Origin of the sequence: Cupriavidus sp. TMH.W2 (genome assembly GCF_050847365.1) — a bacterium.
Lineage (GTDB): Bacteria > Pseudomonadota > Gammaproteobacteria > Burkholderiales > Burkholderiaceae > Cupriavidus.
Genome location: NZ_CP193792.1, coordinates 1,216,190 through 1,229,207, shown reverse-complemented (window position 1 = coordinate 1,229,207; position 13,018 = coordinate 1,216,190). Strand labels below are relative to the sequence as shown.

Sequence of the window (13,018 nt, the reverse complement as noted above, 5' to 3'; positions counted from 1 at the left end):
CACACCCGCGCGCGGCACTCGCCGCGCCGTGCAGTCCTGTCTCCACCTGGCCGCCGCTGTCCGGCCGCGTGCTTTGCTCCGGCCCCGCGCCGGAGCATTCGTTTTTATGGCGGCCGGCGACGCGACACTAGGGCAATCCCGCCCAGCCGATATGGGTGGCGTGCAAGGTGCCGCGCATCCGATAACGTCTTGCTGCAGTCTTTGCTGCGCGGTTCCCTACTCCATTCACGAGGTATCAAATCATGCGCATGAAATCCCTGATCGCAATGGCAGTGATGGCGTGGAGCGCCGCCTGCGGCGCCCAGAGCTACCCGTCGCGGCCAATCACATTCGTCGTCCCCGGGCCGCCCGGCGGCGCCACTGACACGGTGGCGCGCGCGCTGGCCGAGGACATGGGCAAGCGCCTGGGACAAACCATCATCGTCGACAACAAGCCCGGCGGCGCCGGCGTAATCGCCGTGCAGGCCGTCACGCGCGCCGCGCCGGACGGCTACACCATCCTGCTCACCCACTCGGCGCCGCTGATCAACACCCCGCACATGTACCGCAACGTGCCGTACGACGTGCGCCGTGACCTGGCCTTTATCACCGAAGTGAGCCTCGCCAAGCTCCTGCTGGTAGTGAACCGGGACGTGCCGGTGAAGAACGTACAGCAGTTCCTGGACTGGGCAGCGAAGAACAAGGGCAAGGTCAGCTTCGGCTCCTATGGCGTCGGCACCTTCCCGCACCTCGTCGGCGCGCACCTGAACCAGGAGCGCGGCCTGGACATGGCACACGTGGCCTACAAGGGCGAAGCGCCGATGGCGCAGGACATGATCGCCGGCAACATTGCCTGGGCCATCGGCTCGATGGGCACGCTCGGCCCGCATATCAAGAGCGGCAGGCTGACTGCCCTGGCAGTGATGGACGACAAGCGCATCAAGGAACTTCCTGACGTTCCGACCATTGCCGAGGCCGGGCTGAAAGGGCAGGAGATGCGCTCGCCGGGCTGGCTAGGCCTGCTCGCGCGCTCCGGCACCCCCGCGGCGGTATTGTCCCAGCTGGAGACAGCAGCGCGAGCGTCGATCCAATCGCCGGCGATGCGCGAGCGGCTGGATGCGTTGGGCATGACTCCGGTGGGCAACTCGCCGGCTGAGTTCAGGCGCGAGTTCGAGGCGACCGAGCCCGTGATTGCCCGGATGATCAAGGCCAGCGGCGCCACCGCGGAATAAGGCAGGCGCTCCCGGGCGCCTGGAAGGCGGGCAGTAGCCGCGAGCGCGGTCAGCCCGGCCGCTGTGCCGCGCGCTACCAGGATGGCATCGTAGCGACGCAACTCCTTGGGCTTGGCGTGGATCTGGCGCAGGTTCCACTTGACGGTGTCCACACTCAGGTTGAGCGGCAGGATCTCGCGCTCGCGCCTTGACACCCGGCAAGCGCCTCCCCACCTGTTCCGGGCGCCCCGGAAGTGCAGCCTGCGCCGCAACCCGGCGCCCTCGCGCGCCGGCCGGTGCGCCTTGGCCGCCGCGCCGCGTCTGCCAGTACAATCGCTGCAAGGTGCTGCCTTGCGGGGCACCGCCCTGCCTCACCGGCATTCCACCAGCAGCGCGCTGCCTCGCCCATGCCCCAGAAGCCCGCCAATACACCAACCAATCCGGCCACCCAGACGCCTGCACTTACGCCAGCCAATCCGCCCGCGCCAGTCTCGCAGCCGTCCCGGCCGGCATCGCTGCGCAGCGCGGCGCGCGTGGTCGCGCGCGAGCGCCTGCTGGCGCAGCTGACCGAGGCCCGGCGCCGGCGCTGCGTCGTGCTGCAGGGCCCGGCCGGCTATGGCAAGACCGCGCTGCTGACGGCGTGGCGGCTAGACTTGCTGGCGCTTGGCTTCGACATGGCCGCGCTGACGCTGGAGCCCGCCGACAACGAACGCCAGCGCTGGCTGGACCGCCTGCTCGGCAGCCTGTCCGAGGTCAGCCCCGCGCTGACGCGCGAAGCCATGGTGCTGGCCGACCGCGGCACCGACGACGAAGCCGTCGAGCGCGCCATCATCGCGCTGGTGCGCGGCATTACCGCCCATCCGCGCGACGTCACGCTGGTGCTCGACGACGTGCACCACCTGACTTCGCCGCGCGTGCTGGAGCCGCTGCAATGGCTGCTGGACTATGCCCCGGCCAACTTCCACGTGGTGCTGGCCTCGCGCGCGGCGCTGGCGCTGTCGCTCGGGCGCCTGCGCGACCAGGGCATGCTGCTGGAGCTGGACCAGCGCGACCTGCGCTTCACGCTGGCCGAATCGCAGCATTTCCTGCGCGCCCAGCTGGGCGACATCAGCACGCGCGATGCGCGCATGCTGCATGAACTGACCGACGGCTGGGTCGCCGGCCTGCAGCTCTTTGCCGCGCACTGGAAACGCAAGAAGGCCAATGCCAGCAGCCTCACCTTTGCCACGGGCTTCGTGCAGGCCAGCGTGCAGGATGCCGGCGCCTTTGCCGAATATTTCGAACGCGAGGTGCTGTCGCGTCTGGCGCCGGATGAAGCCGAGCTGCTGGTGCGCGCCGCCGCGTGCGAGCGCTTCACCGCGTCGCTATGCGAAGCGCTGGGCGAACGGGCGCTGGGCGAAGCCGAAGTCCTGGCGCTGCTGGCGCGGCTGGAGCAGGAGAACCTCTTTATCACGCCGGCGCAGGGCCCCGAACGCGAAGCCTGGTACCGGCTGCATCCGCTGCTGCGCGAAACCCTGGCCCAGCGTTTCCGCTCGCGCGGCGAGGCGCAGCGGCGCGCCGTGCACGCGGCCGCGTGGCGCTGGTTCCGCGACCATCGCATGCTGGAGGAGGCGGTGCGCCACGCGGTGCTGGCCGGCGACGCCGACACCGCCGCCGACCTGGTGCAGCGCTATGCCGACACCCTGATCATGCGCGGCGAGGTGCGCAAGGCGCTCGGCCTGCTGCGCGCCATCCCCGCCGACCAGATCCAGGCGCGCCCGGAACTGCGCCTGCTGGCGCTGCGCACGCAGATGTTCTCGCGCGACCTGGATCAATGCGCCGCGGCCGCCGACCGGCTCGAGGCCGATGTCCCGCCAGGCGACGCCTCGATGCGCTACCGCCTGGCATTGCTGCGCTTCTCGCTGATGCTGCTGCGCGACGACAGCCAGGGCGCGCTGGCGCTGCTGCCGCAGGTCGAGAGCGCGCCCGCCGACATGCCGGCGCTCTTTATCGGCTCGCGCAACAACCTGCTGTCGTGGCTCTACATGCACCTGGGCGACTACGAGCGCGCCCGCCGCATCCAGACCGAGGCGCCGCCGCTGGTGGTCGATGGCGTGCCGCTTCTGGGCACCGCCAGCGGCATGCTCAACGGCCGCTGCATGATCGGCTTCAGCCATGCGCTGGAAGGCAACATGGGCCTGGCCGAGCGCGTCGCCCGCGACGTGCTGCGCGAGGTCGAGCAGGTAGGCCACGGCGCCGGCGCCGAGCCGGAATACTTTGCCGCGGCGCTGCTGGGCGAAGCGCTGTACGAGCAGAACGACCTGGAGGCGGCCCGCCGGCTGCTGGAAGACCGGGTCGACGTGCTCGAGCGGGTCTCGATCCCGGACTCGGTGCTGCGGGTGCACACCGTGCTGGCCGCCGCCCATTGGATCAGCGGCCACCGGCTTGACGCCTTCGCGCAGCTGGAGCGGCTGGAAGACTACGGCACGCAGCTGCGCCTGGACCGGCTGGTCGCGCAGAGCCTGGCCAACCAGGTCCGGCTGCACCTGGCCGGCGGCGACATTAGCGCTGCCGAGGCCACGCTGGCCCGCCTGGACGCCATTGCCGCGCGCCACCGCAACGCGCCGCGCGGCTCGCTGGATGCGATCCACATGGTGACCGAGCGCGCCCACGTGCTGCTCTGCCTGGCGCATGACGACATGCGCGGGGCCGCGGCGCGCGTGACGCCGCTGTTGGCGTATTGCGAGGCGCGCGGCTGGCAGCGCCACGTGGCGCAGCTGCATATGCTGGCGGCGGTGGTGGCATCGCGCCGCGGCGATACCCAGGCGGCGCGCGCCCATGTGCTGGAAGGCCTGCGCCGCGGCCACCGCCTCGGCCTGATGCGCAGTCTGATCGACGCCTGCCCCGGCGCACTCGGCCAGATCGCCGGCGTGGCCGCCGACACCACGCTGGATCCGGTGCTGGCCTTCTACGTCGAGCGTCTGCGGGCCACCGTGCCGCCGCGTGCCGCCGAAGCCTCGGCGTCGGGCACCGCAGCGCCTGGCGCGGCCCGGGCCGACCTCCGCGTTGAGGAGCTGAGCGACCGCGAGGCCGATGTCGTGCGCCTGCTTGGCCAGGCCCTGCCCAACAAGAAGATCGCGCGCACGCTGGGCCTGTCGCCCGAGACCGTGAAATGGCACTTGCGCAACATCTTCCGCAAGCTCGGCGTCAGCAGCCGCGACGAGGCCGTGGCCCGCGCCCGCGACCGCGAGCTGAACCAGGCCGGCGGCGCCCAGCCGCCTGACGCGCCGCGCTGACGGCGCGCCCCTCGCCCTACCGCTCCCCCTCCCCAGCGCCGCGCGTCCCCTGCGTGGCCCCCCCTTGGCCGTCTCCGGCCACCTGACGCGGGTGGTGTTCGCCGCCCCCTCCTCCCCGGTACCTTAGCGCCATACCAGTGGCCGCATACCTTGGCCGAGGCAACCTCCCGCAGACCGATATCCGGAGTCACCCAATGGAAATCAACCGCACCATCTATCGTGACGACCACGAGATGTTCCGCACCACCGTGCGCCGCTTCTTTGAACGCGAATGCCTGCCGAAGCAGGCCGAGTGGGACAAGGCCGGCAAGGTCGACCGCGAAACCTGGCTCAAGGCCGGCCGCGAAGGCCTGCTGTGCGCCACGCTGCCGACCGAGTACGGCGGCGGCGGCGGCGACTTCGGCCACGCCGCGGTGTTTGCCGAGGAATACGCCCGCGCCGGCCTGAGCGGCGTCGGCTTCGGCGTGCACTCGGACATCATCGCCCCATACATCGCCCGCCTCGGCAATGAAGAGCAGAAGCAGCGCTGGCTGCCCAAGGTCTGCTCCGGCGAATACATCCTGGCCATCGGCATGACCGAGCCGGGCACCGGCAGCGACCTCAAGGCGATCCGCACCACCGCCATGCGCGACGGCGACGAGTACGTCATCAACGGCAGCAAGACCTTCATCAGCAACGGCCTGAATGCCGACCTGATCATCATGGTCTGCAAGACCGACCCCGCCGCCGGCGCCCGCGGCGTCAGCCTGATCGTGGTCGAGGGCGACCGCGAGGGCTTCCGCCGCGGCCGCAAGCTGGAGAAAGTCGGCCAGCATGCGCAGGACACCGCCGAGCTGTTCTTCGACAACGTGCGGGTGCCGGCGGCCAACCTGCTGGGCGAGGAAGGCAAGGGCTTTGCCTACCTGATGGCCGAACTGCCGCAGGAGCGCCTGTCGATTGCCGTCGGCGCCGCCGCCAAGCTGGAAGCCTGCCTGGAGCACACGCTGGCCTACGTCAAGGACCGCAAGGCCTTCAACCAGACCGTGTGGGACTTCCAGAACACCAAGTTCAAGCTGGCCGACATCAAGACGCAGGCCATCTCGGTGCGCCTGATGATCGACCACTACATCGGCGAGCACATCCGCCGCCGCCTGACCCTGGAAGAAGCGGCCATCGCCAAGCTGCATTCGACCGAGGTGCTGGGCACCGCGCTGGACCAGATGGTGCAGCTGCATGGCGGCTACGGCTACATGATGGAGTACCCGGTGGCACGCGCCTTTGCCGACATGCGCGTGACCCGCATCTACGGCGGCACCAGCGAAGTGATGCGCGACCTGATCTCGCGCAAGCTGTAAGCACCGCCCATCCCCAGACATTCATCGGAGGACACACATGACTCGCAAGGTATTCGTCGCCGGCGCCGGCATGATCCCGTTCAGAAAGCCGGGCAGCAGCGACAGCTATGACGTGATGGGCGCCACGGCCGTGCGCCAGGCGCTGGAAGACGCCGGCCTCGGTTACGAGGACGTGCAGCAGGCCTACGCCGGCTACGTGTATGGCGATTCCACCTGCGGCCAGAAGGCGCTATACCAGGTCGGCATGACCGGCATCCCGGTGGTCAACGTCAACAACAACTGCTCCACCGGTTCGTCCGCCCTGTTCCTGGCGCGCCAGGCGGTGCAGAGCGGCGCGGTCGACTGCGCGCTCGCGGTCGGCTTCGAGTTCATGCAGCCGGGCGCGCTGAAATCGCGCTGGGACGACCGCGCGCCGGCGCTGGAGCGGGCCATCAACCTGGTCGACGAACTGGTCGACCGCAAGGACCTGCCCAATGCCATCCGCCAGTTCGCCGGCGCCGGCAAGGCCCATATGGACAAGTACGGCACCCGGCTGGAAACCTTCGCGAAAATCCGCGCCAAGGCCAGCCGCCACGCCGCCAACAACCCGCTGGCCGTGTTCCGCAACGTGATGACCACCGAGGAAGTGCTGGCCGCGCCCGCGCTGTGGGAGGGCGTGATCACGCGCGTGATGGCCTGCCCGCCGACCTGCGGCGCCGCGGCCGCGATCGTGGTGTCCGAGGAATTCGCCCGCAGGAAAGGCCTGAAGACCGACGTGCTGATCGCCGGCCAGTCGCTGACCACCGACCGCCCCAGCACCTACGACGCACGCGACATGATCCGCGTGGTGGGCTTCGACATGACCCGCGAGGGCTCGCAGCAGGTTTATGAGCAGGCCGGCGTCGGCCCGCAGGACATCGACGTAATCGAGCTGCACGACTGCTTCGCGCAGAACGAGCTGCTGACCTACGAAGGCCTGGGGCTGTGCCCGGAAGGCGGCGCCGAGAAGCTGATCAACGACGGCGACAACACCTATGGCGGCAAGTGGGTGGTCAACCCGTCGGGCGGCCTGCTGTCAAAGGGCCACCCGCTGGGCGCCACCGGCCTGGCGCAATGCTACGAGATGGTCCAGCAGCTGCGCGGCAAGGCCGACCAGCGCCAGGTGGAAGGCGCGCGGCTGGCGCTGACGCACAACCTGGGCCTGGGCGGCGCGTGCGTGGTCACGCTGTACCAGAAGCACGCCTGAGCACGGCAAGGAGACCCTGATGATCGACAAGAAACATATCGGCAAGGTGGTGGCTGACTTCCGCGCGGCCGCGCCAGCCAGCCAGCTGCGCTTCTTCGCCAAGGCTACCGGCCAGACCGATCCGGTCTATATCGATGAAGCCGCCGCGCGCGACGCCGGCCACCCGGGCCTGCCGCTGCCGCCGACCTTCCTGTTCTCGCTGGAACTGGCAGGGCCGGCCACCGGCTGGCGCGACGAACTGGGCATTCGCATCGACCGCATCCTGCACGGCGAGCAGTCATTCACCTACCACCGCATGGCCTACGCCGGCGACACGCTGCACTTCAAGTCCACCATCTCCGACATCTACGACAAGAAAGGCGGCGCGCTGGAATTCGTGGTGCGCGAGACGCGCGTGACCAACCAGGACGGCGCGCACGTGGCCGACCTGCGCAGCGTGCTGGTGCATCGCAACGGCTGAACCGGAGAACCCGCATGAGCAAACTGAGCTTCGACCAGGTCAAGGTCGGCGACACCCTGCCCCCGCTGACGCTGGAGCCGGTCAACCGCACCACGCTGGCGCTGTTCGCCGGCGCCTCGAACGACCACAACCCGATCCATATCGACATCGATTTCGCGCGCAAGGCCGGCATGCCGGACGTGTTCGCGCACGGCATGCTGTCGATGGCCTGGCTGGGCCGCCTGCTGACGCAGTGGGTGGATCAGCGCCAGCTGCGCCAGTTCGGCGTGCGCTTTGTCGGCATTACGCACCTGGGCCATCGCATCACCTGCACCGGCCACGTCGTGGAAAAGCTGGAAGTCGACGGCGAGAAGCGCGTCAGGCTGGAAATCCAGACCGCCAACCAGTATGGCGAAAGCAAGATCCTGGGCGACGCCGTCGTTGCCCTGTAAATCCAATCGAGCACAAAGGAGTCAGCAATGGGAGCACTTGAAGGCAAGGTGGCACTGGTCACCGGTTCGGGCCGCGGCATCGGCAACGCCATCGCCATGCGGCTGGCGCGCGAAGGCGCGCGCCTGGTCATCAACGACCTGGATGCCGAGCCGGCGCAGCAGACCGTCGAGGAACTGAAGGCAATGGGCGTCGAAGCCGTGGCCTGCGTGGGCAACGTGTCCGCGCCGGACTTTGCCGACCGCTTCATCAACACGGCGATGAGCAACTTCAAGAGCATCGACATCATCGTCAACAACGCCGGCTTCACCTGGGACGACGTGGTGCAGAAGATGAGCGACGAGCAGTGGTACGCCATCCTGGACTGCCACATGACCGCGCCGTTCCGCATCCTGCGCGCCGCCTACCCGCATATCAAGGCGCTGGCGGCAGCCGACAAGGAAGCCGGCCGCGAGGTGTACCGCAAGATCGTCAATATCTCGTCGGTGTCCGGACTGAACGGCAATGCCGGCCAGATCAACTACTCCGGCGCCAAGGCCGGCGTGATCGGCATGACCCGCGCCATCGCGCGCGAGTGGGGCCGCTTTAACGTCAACGTGAATGCGGTCGCGTTCGGGCTGATCCACACTCGCATGACCTCGGCCGACGCCAAGGCCGGCGCCACGGTCAACATCGAAGGCCGCGAGATCCGCGTGGGCCTGAACCCGGAAGCGCTGAAGACGCACGCCCAGCGCAACCCGCTCGGCCGCGGCGGCACCCCGGAAGAAGCCGCGGGCGGCGTGTATCTGTTCTGCTCGCCGGACTCCAACTACATCACCGGCCAGGTGATCGCTGTCGCCGGCAACGTGCAGTAATTGCAGCCACACCGGCACGGGGGCTCGCTCAGGCGAGCCCCTGTTTTTTTGTGCGGCGCCGTCCAGCGATGGCGGCGACCAGGCCACTACCGCCCTTCCAGCTCGAAACTCTGCTTGTAGCTGTAGCGCTCGGCGGGATGCACGCTGAGCGTGACCTCGATGACTTCGTCGTCGACAAAATAGGTCCGGACGATGCGCAGCGCGGCGCTGCCCGGCTCGACCTGCAGCAACTCCGCCTCGTCCTGACTCACCAGCGCGCCTTGGGTGTCCTGGTCGACGCGCGTCACGCGCGTGCCGAACCGCCGCTCGATCAAGTCATGCACCGGCACGTTCAGCGTCGCGCCCAGCCTGGGCAGGCGCGCGTAGCGCGGACTGACGTAGATGTCCGCCAGCGAGATCGGCAAGCCTGCGCCCAGCGTGCTGCGCAAGCCGGCGATATGCAGCCACTTGTCCGCGCCCTCCGCCCCGTCCGCCGGCAGCGGCACCCGGCCCTCGCCCGGCGCCACCATGTGCCGGGAAAGAATGCGGAAGTCCGTCTCCTGCGCATAACGGGCAATGTCGTCCAGCCCGGAGATGCTCTGGTTATAGCGCGCGCGGGCCTGGTTGCTGAGCACGCGCGTGCCGATGCCCTGCTGGCGCGACACCAGGCCCAGATCGATCAGCGCCTTGATGGCCTGGCGCACGCCGTAGCGGCTCAGCTGGTACTTGCGGACCAGTTCGGGCTCGGCCGGCAACTGGTCGCCCACCGCCAGCCGTCCGGCCAGGATCTCTGCCATCAGTTCATTGGCGACCGCCAGGTATTGGGGCTGAGCGGCCCGCAGGAGTTGTGACTGGGAAGTCATGCGGATCCGGGAATCATTCGAATGTTGACATGATACAAAGTAGCGCTATACTCGACAACATTCGAATGTTTGAACATTCGAATTGGCCGCCCCGGCCGCAGGGAGCCAGTCATGATGAACGCACCGATGTACTTCATGGTAATCGCCACCGACAAGCCCGAAGCGCTGGCGCTGCGCAATGCCACCCGCGCGCGCCACCGCGACTGGCTGCGCGGCAGCCATGCCCGCGTCACCGTGGTTGCCAGCGGCGCCTCGCTGGCGGGCGACAGCACCGTGATGAACGGCTCGCTGCTGATCGTCAGCGCCGCCAGCCATGACGACGTGGTCGCGTTCAGCCACGAAGACCCGTACTACCGCGCCGGCCTGTTCGCCAGCGTGGACATCCGCCGCTGGGACTGGACCTTCGGCGGCCCCAACGGCCCCACCGCCTCCGTCAACCCCATCTGAAAGGCCACACCATGCACTGGATCATCTACGCCGTCGACCAGCCCGGCATGCTGCCGACGCGCCTGGCCAACGTCGACAAGCACCGCGCCTACCTTGCCGCCCATCCGATCCGCACGCTGGTGTCGGGCCCGCTGGTGGACGATGCGGGCCACGACATGCAGGGCAGCTTCTTCCTGGTCGAGGCCGATACCCGCGCCGAAGTCGAAGACTTCAACCGCAACGACCCGTTCTGGTCGCTGGGCATCTGGGAAACGGTGCGCATCCATGCGTTCTACAAGCGTGTCGACGATCGCGCAGCGGGAGCGCCGCAATGAGTGCCGACTCATGCGTCGACACCAGGAGCCTGTCATGAATATCGGCTGGATCGGGGCGGGCAAGATGGGCCTGCCGATGCTGGCAAGCCTGCTGGCGGCGGGCCATGCCGTGCGCGTGGCGGAATTGTCCGAGCCGGCGCGCCAACAAGCGCAGGCGCTGGGCGCAACCCTAGCGCAGCTGCCGGAAGAGGCCGCTCGTGGCGCGCAGGCCGTGTTCTCGTCGCTGCCGGACGATGCGGCGCTGCTGGCCGTGGCGCCAGCGGTGTTCGCCGGCGCGCAGCCCGGCATGCTGTACGTGGATACCAGCACCGTGTCGCCGCAGGCCTCCGCCACGGTAGCGCGCGCCGCGGCAGCGGCCGGCGTGCGCTACCTGCGCGCGCCGGTGTCGGGCACGCCGGTGCAGGCGCGGGAGCGCACCCTCGCGACCATGGTGTCCGGTCCGCGCGATGCCTTCGAGGCGGCGCTGCCGCTGCTGTCGGCGTGGGGCCAGCCGCCGCGCTACCTTGGCCCGGACGAACAGGCGCGCAGCATGAAACTGGTGCTCAACCTGATGGTCGGCACCACCGCGGCAATGATGGCCGAGGCGCTGGCCCTGGGCAGCAAGGGCGGCATCCGCTGGGACGACCTGCTCGACGTGATGAGTTCCAGCGTGCTGGCCTCGCCGCTGATCAAGGTCAAGGCCGCGCAATTGCGCCGGCGCGACTTCAGCCCGCTGTTCTCGTGCATGCAGATGGCCAAGGACCTGCGCCTGATCCTGGCCGCCGGCGGCGATGCCGGCGTGCCGCTGCCGCTGGCGGCGCTGGTCAGCCAGCTCAACGGCGTATCGCTCGCCCACGGCCATGGCGGCGACGACTATATCGCCAGCGTGCTCACGGCCGAATTGCTGGCCGGGACCGCGCCCATCCTGGACGGCACCGGCAACGCGTCATGACCGCTTATGACGACCTGATCGTCGGCGCGGGCGCGGCGGGCTCGGTGCTGGCCAACCGGCTCTCGGCGCACGCGCAGCGGCGCGTGCTGCTGCTGGAGGCTGGCCAGGACGTCCGCCCGGGCGCCGAGCCCGCCGACATCCGCAGCATCTTCCCACTGTCCACCTTCAACCCCGCCTACATGTGGCCGGACACGCTGGTGCACTGGGGCCGTGCCAACGGCACCCCGCCTTCCTTCTTCCCGCAGGGCCGGGTGCTGGGCGGCACCTCGCAGATCATGGGCATGTTCGCGCTGCGCGGCCGGCCGGAAGACTACGACGAATGGCGGGCGCTCGGCGCGGCAGGCTGGGGCTGGGACGACGTGCTGCCCTGGTTCCGCAAGCTGGAGTCCGACCAGGACTTTGCCGGCGCGCTGCACGGCAGCGACGGCCCGGTGCCGGTCCGGCGCGAGCCCCCGGCAAGCTGGTCGCCGTTGTCGCGGCGGCTGCACCAGGCCTGCGGCGCGCGCGGCTTCGCGCATATCCAGGACATGAACGCCGACTTCGGCGACGGCTACGGCACGCTGCCGATCAGCCGCTATCCCGACAAGCGCGGCTCGGCCGGCATCTGCTACCTGGATGCCACAGTGCGGGCGCGGCCCAACCTGGACGTGCAGACCGGCATCACCGTCACGCGCCTGCTGCTGGAGCGCCGCGACGGCGCGCTGCATTGCACCGGCGTTGCCGGCACCGACGCGCAGGGCCAGGTGCGCGAATTTCGCGCGCGCCGCGTGCTGCTGGCAGCCGGCGCGCTGCGCACGCCCGCGCTGCTGCTGCGCAGCGGGATCGGCCCGGCCGGCGAGCTGGGCCGGACGGGCATCGCCCCGCAGCTCGACCACAAGGGCGTGGGCCGCAACCTGCAGAACCACGCCATCCTGTACGTGGTGGCCTTCCTGGCGCGCGCCGGGCGCGAACCGCGCGGCGTGCGGCCGGCCTGCGCCACCACCATGCGCTGGTCATCGGCGCAGCCGGGCGGCACGCCGGGCGACATGGGCATGTATATCCGCAGCTGGCTGTCGTGGCACGCGCTCGGGCATCGCATGGCTTCGCTGGCACCGGTGCTGAACAAACCCTGGTCGCGCGGCACGGTCACGCTGTCGCCGCAGGCGCCGCTGGACAAGGCCGTGGTCGAGTTCAACCTCATTGACGACCCGCGCGACCTGGCCCGCATCACCGCGGCTTTCCGCTTTACCGCCTCGCTGTTCGATGCCCTGCACGGCCTCTGCGGCACACCCTACGTCCTGGCCGACGCCGGCAACCTGAGCCGCCTGATGCGCTACAACGAGCCGACCCGCGCCAACGCCGTGCGCGCCGCCGCGGCAGCACGGCTGATCGATGCCATGCCGGGGCTGGGCCAGCGCACGGTGGCACGGCTGTCGAAGATGACGCCGGCCGCCGAAGTGCTGCGCAGCGACGAAGCGCTGGCCAGGTACGCCCGCCGCAGCATCAGCGGCACCGGCCACGTCAGCGGCACATGCCGCATGGGCCCGGCCGGCGATCCGCTGGCGGTGGTGGACCCGCACGGGCGCGTGCACGGCATGCATGGGCTGTATGTCGCCGACGCCTCGGTGATGCCCACCGTCCCCAGCGCCAACACCCACCTGCCGACCATCATGGTCGCCGAGAAGATTGCGGGAGGGCTGCCACGCTGAACGGCACCGCGCCGGGACCCCCAGCTCCT

Annotated in this window: 12 protein-coding genes; 11 read left to right on the top strand and 1 reads right to left on the bottom strand. The window is 69.5% G+C overall.

The features are described from left to right. Positions 1 to 242 precede the first annotated feature (242 nt). The 7 genes from ACREYQ_RS05735 to ACREYQ_RS05705 all read left to right on the top strand — a co-directional run bounded on the left by ACREYQ_RS05735 (position 243) and on the right by ACREYQ_RS05705 (position 8,767). A complete protein-coding gene (locus ACREYQ_RS05735) occupies positions 243 to 1,211 on the top strand; it encodes a Bug family tripartite tricarboxylate transporter substrate binding protein (RefSeq protein ID WP_432259801.1) in 969 nt (322 codons plus the stop codon). Between the two features lie 386 nt (positions 1,212 to 1,597). Next, positions 1,598 to 4,465 carry a LuxR C-terminal-related transcriptional regulator gene (locus ACREYQ_RS05730; protein WP_432259800.1) on the top strand — a complete coding sequence of 956 codons (2,868 nt, stop codon included), beginning with the start codon at positions 1,598 to 1,600 and terminating at the stop codon, positions 4,463 to 4,465. A gap of 194 nt (positions 4,466 to 4,659) precedes the next feature. Then, positions 4,660 to 5,799, top strand: a complete 1,140-nt coding sequence (locus ACREYQ_RS05725; RefSeq protein ID WP_432259799.1) for an acyl-CoA dehydrogenase family protein — start codon at positions 4,660 to 4,662, stop codon at positions 5,797 to 5,799. A 37-nt stretch (positions 5,800 to 5,836) separates the two neighbouring features. Continuing rightward, positions 5,837 to 7,024, top strand: coding sequence for a lipid-transfer protein (locus ACREYQ_RS05720; protein ID WP_432259798.1), 1,188 nt, complete (start codon positions 5,837 to 5,839; stop codon positions 7,022 to 7,024). A gap of 19 nt (positions 7,025 to 7,043) precedes the next feature. Continuing rightward, on the top strand, positions 7,044 to 7,484 hold the full coding sequence (locus tag ACREYQ_RS05715) for a MaoC family dehydratase N-terminal domain-containing protein (protein WP_432259797.1): 441 nt from the start codon (positions 7,044 to 7,046) through the stop codon (positions 7,482 to 7,484). Positions 7,485 to 7,498: 14 nt separating this feature from the next. Beyond that, positions 7,499 to 7,915, top strand: coding sequence for a MaoC family dehydratase (locus ACREYQ_RS05710; RefSeq protein ID WP_432259796.1), 417 nt, complete (start codon positions 7,499 to 7,501; stop codon positions 7,913 to 7,915). 27 nt (positions 7,916 to 7,942) lie between these two features. Further along, positions 7,943 to 8,767, top strand: coding sequence for an SDR family NAD(P)-dependent oxidoreductase (locus ACREYQ_RS05705; RefSeq protein ID WP_432259795.1), 825 nt, complete (start codon positions 7,943 to 7,945; stop codon positions 8,765 to 8,767). A gap of 86 nt (positions 8,768 to 8,853) precedes the next feature. Here the strand turns inward: ACREYQ_RS05705 and ACREYQ_RS05700 are convergent, their stop codons facing one another. After that, positions 8,854 to 9,609 (bottom strand): GntR family transcriptional regulator, encoded by a 756-nt coding sequence (locus ACREYQ_RS05700; RefSeq protein ID WP_432259794.1) that lies wholly within the window; start codon positions 9,607 to 9,609, stop codon positions 8,854 to 8,856. Positions 9,610 to 9,720: 111 nt separating this feature from the next. On the opposite strand from ACREYQ_RS05700, the gene ACREYQ_RS05695 reads away from it, so the two are divergent. The 4 genes from ACREYQ_RS05695 to ACREYQ_RS05680 are packed head-to-tail and all read left to right on the top strand — an operon-like array spanning position 9,721 to position 12,989. Further along, positions 9,721 to 10,056 (top strand): YciI family protein, encoded by a 336-nt coding sequence (locus ACREYQ_RS05695; RefSeq protein WP_432259793.1) that lies wholly within the window; start codon positions 9,721 to 9,723, stop codon positions 10,054 to 10,056. A gap of 11 nt (positions 10,057 to 10,067) precedes the next feature. Beyond that, positions 10,068 to 10,370 carry a YciI family protein gene (locus tag ACREYQ_RS05690; RefSeq protein WP_432259792.1) on the top strand — a complete coding sequence of 101 codons (303 nt, stop codon included), beginning with the start codon at positions 10,068 to 10,070 and terminating at the stop codon, positions 10,368 to 10,370. 34 nt (positions 10,371 to 10,404) lie between these two features. Next, positions 10,405 to 11,301, top strand: a complete 897-nt coding sequence (locus ACREYQ_RS05685) for an NAD(P)-dependent oxidoreductase (protein WP_432259791.1) — start codon at positions 10,405 to 10,407, stop codon at positions 11,299 to 11,301. Then, positions 11,298 to 12,989, top strand: a complete 1,692-nt coding sequence (locus tag ACREYQ_RS05680) for a GMC family oxidoreductase (protein WP_432259790.1) — start codon at positions 11,298 to 11,300, stop codon at positions 12,987 to 12,989. The genes ACREYQ_RS05685 and ACREYQ_RS05680 overlap by 4 nt, the downstream gene beginning before the upstream one ends. Positions 12,990 to 13,018: the final 29 nt, after the last annotated feature.

What these genes read in the sequence shown, in the direction of transcription:
- ACREYQ_RS05735 (WP_432259801.1), top strand. Translation starts at nt 243, where the DNA reads ATGCGCATGAAATCCCTGATCGCAATGGCAGTGATGGCGTGGAGCGCC.
- ACREYQ_RS05730 (WP_432259800.1), top strand. Translation starts at nt 1,598, where the DNA reads ATGCCCCAGAAGCCCGCCAATACACCAACCAATCCGGCCACCCAGACG.
- ACREYQ_RS05725 (WP_432259799.1), top strand. Translation starts at nt 4,660, where the DNA reads ATGGAAATCAACCGCACCATCTATCGTGACGACCACGAGATGTTCCGC.
- ACREYQ_RS05720 (WP_432259798.1), top strand. Translation starts at nt 5,837, where the DNA reads ATGACTCGCAAGGTATTCGTCGCCGGCGCCGGCATGATCCCGTTCAGA.
- ACREYQ_RS05715 (WP_432259797.1), top strand. Translation starts at nt 7,044, where the DNA reads ATGATCGACAAGAAACATATCGGCAAGGTGGTGGCTGACTTCCGCGCG.
- ACREYQ_RS05710 (WP_432259796.1), top strand. Translation starts at nt 7,499, where the DNA reads ATGAGCAAACTGAGCTTCGACCAGGTCAAGGTCGGCGACACCCTGCCC.
- ACREYQ_RS05705 (WP_432259795.1), top strand. Translation starts at nt 7,943, where the DNA reads ATGGGAGCACTTGAAGGCAAGGTGGCACTGGTCACCGGTTCGGGCCGC.
- ACREYQ_RS05700 (WP_432259794.1), bottom strand. Translation starts at nt 9,609, where the DNA reads ATGACTTCCCAGTCACAACTCCTGCGGGCCGCTCAGCCCCAATACCTG.
- ACREYQ_RS05695 (WP_432259793.1), top strand. Translation starts at nt 9,721, where the DNA reads ATGATGAACGCACCGATGTACTTCATGGTAATCGCCACCGACAAGCCC.
- ACREYQ_RS05690 (WP_432259792.1), top strand. Translation starts at nt 10,068, where the DNA reads ATGCACTGGATCATCTACGCCGTCGACCAGCCCGGCATGCTGCCGACG.
- ACREYQ_RS05685 (WP_432259791.1), top strand. Translation starts at nt 10,405, where the DNA reads ATGAATATCGGCTGGATCGGGGCGGGCAAGATGGGCCTGCCGATGCTG.
- ACREYQ_RS05680 (WP_432259790.1), top strand. Translation starts at nt 11,298, where the DNA reads ATGACCGCTTATGACGACCTGATCGTCGGCGCGGGCGCGGCGGGCTCG.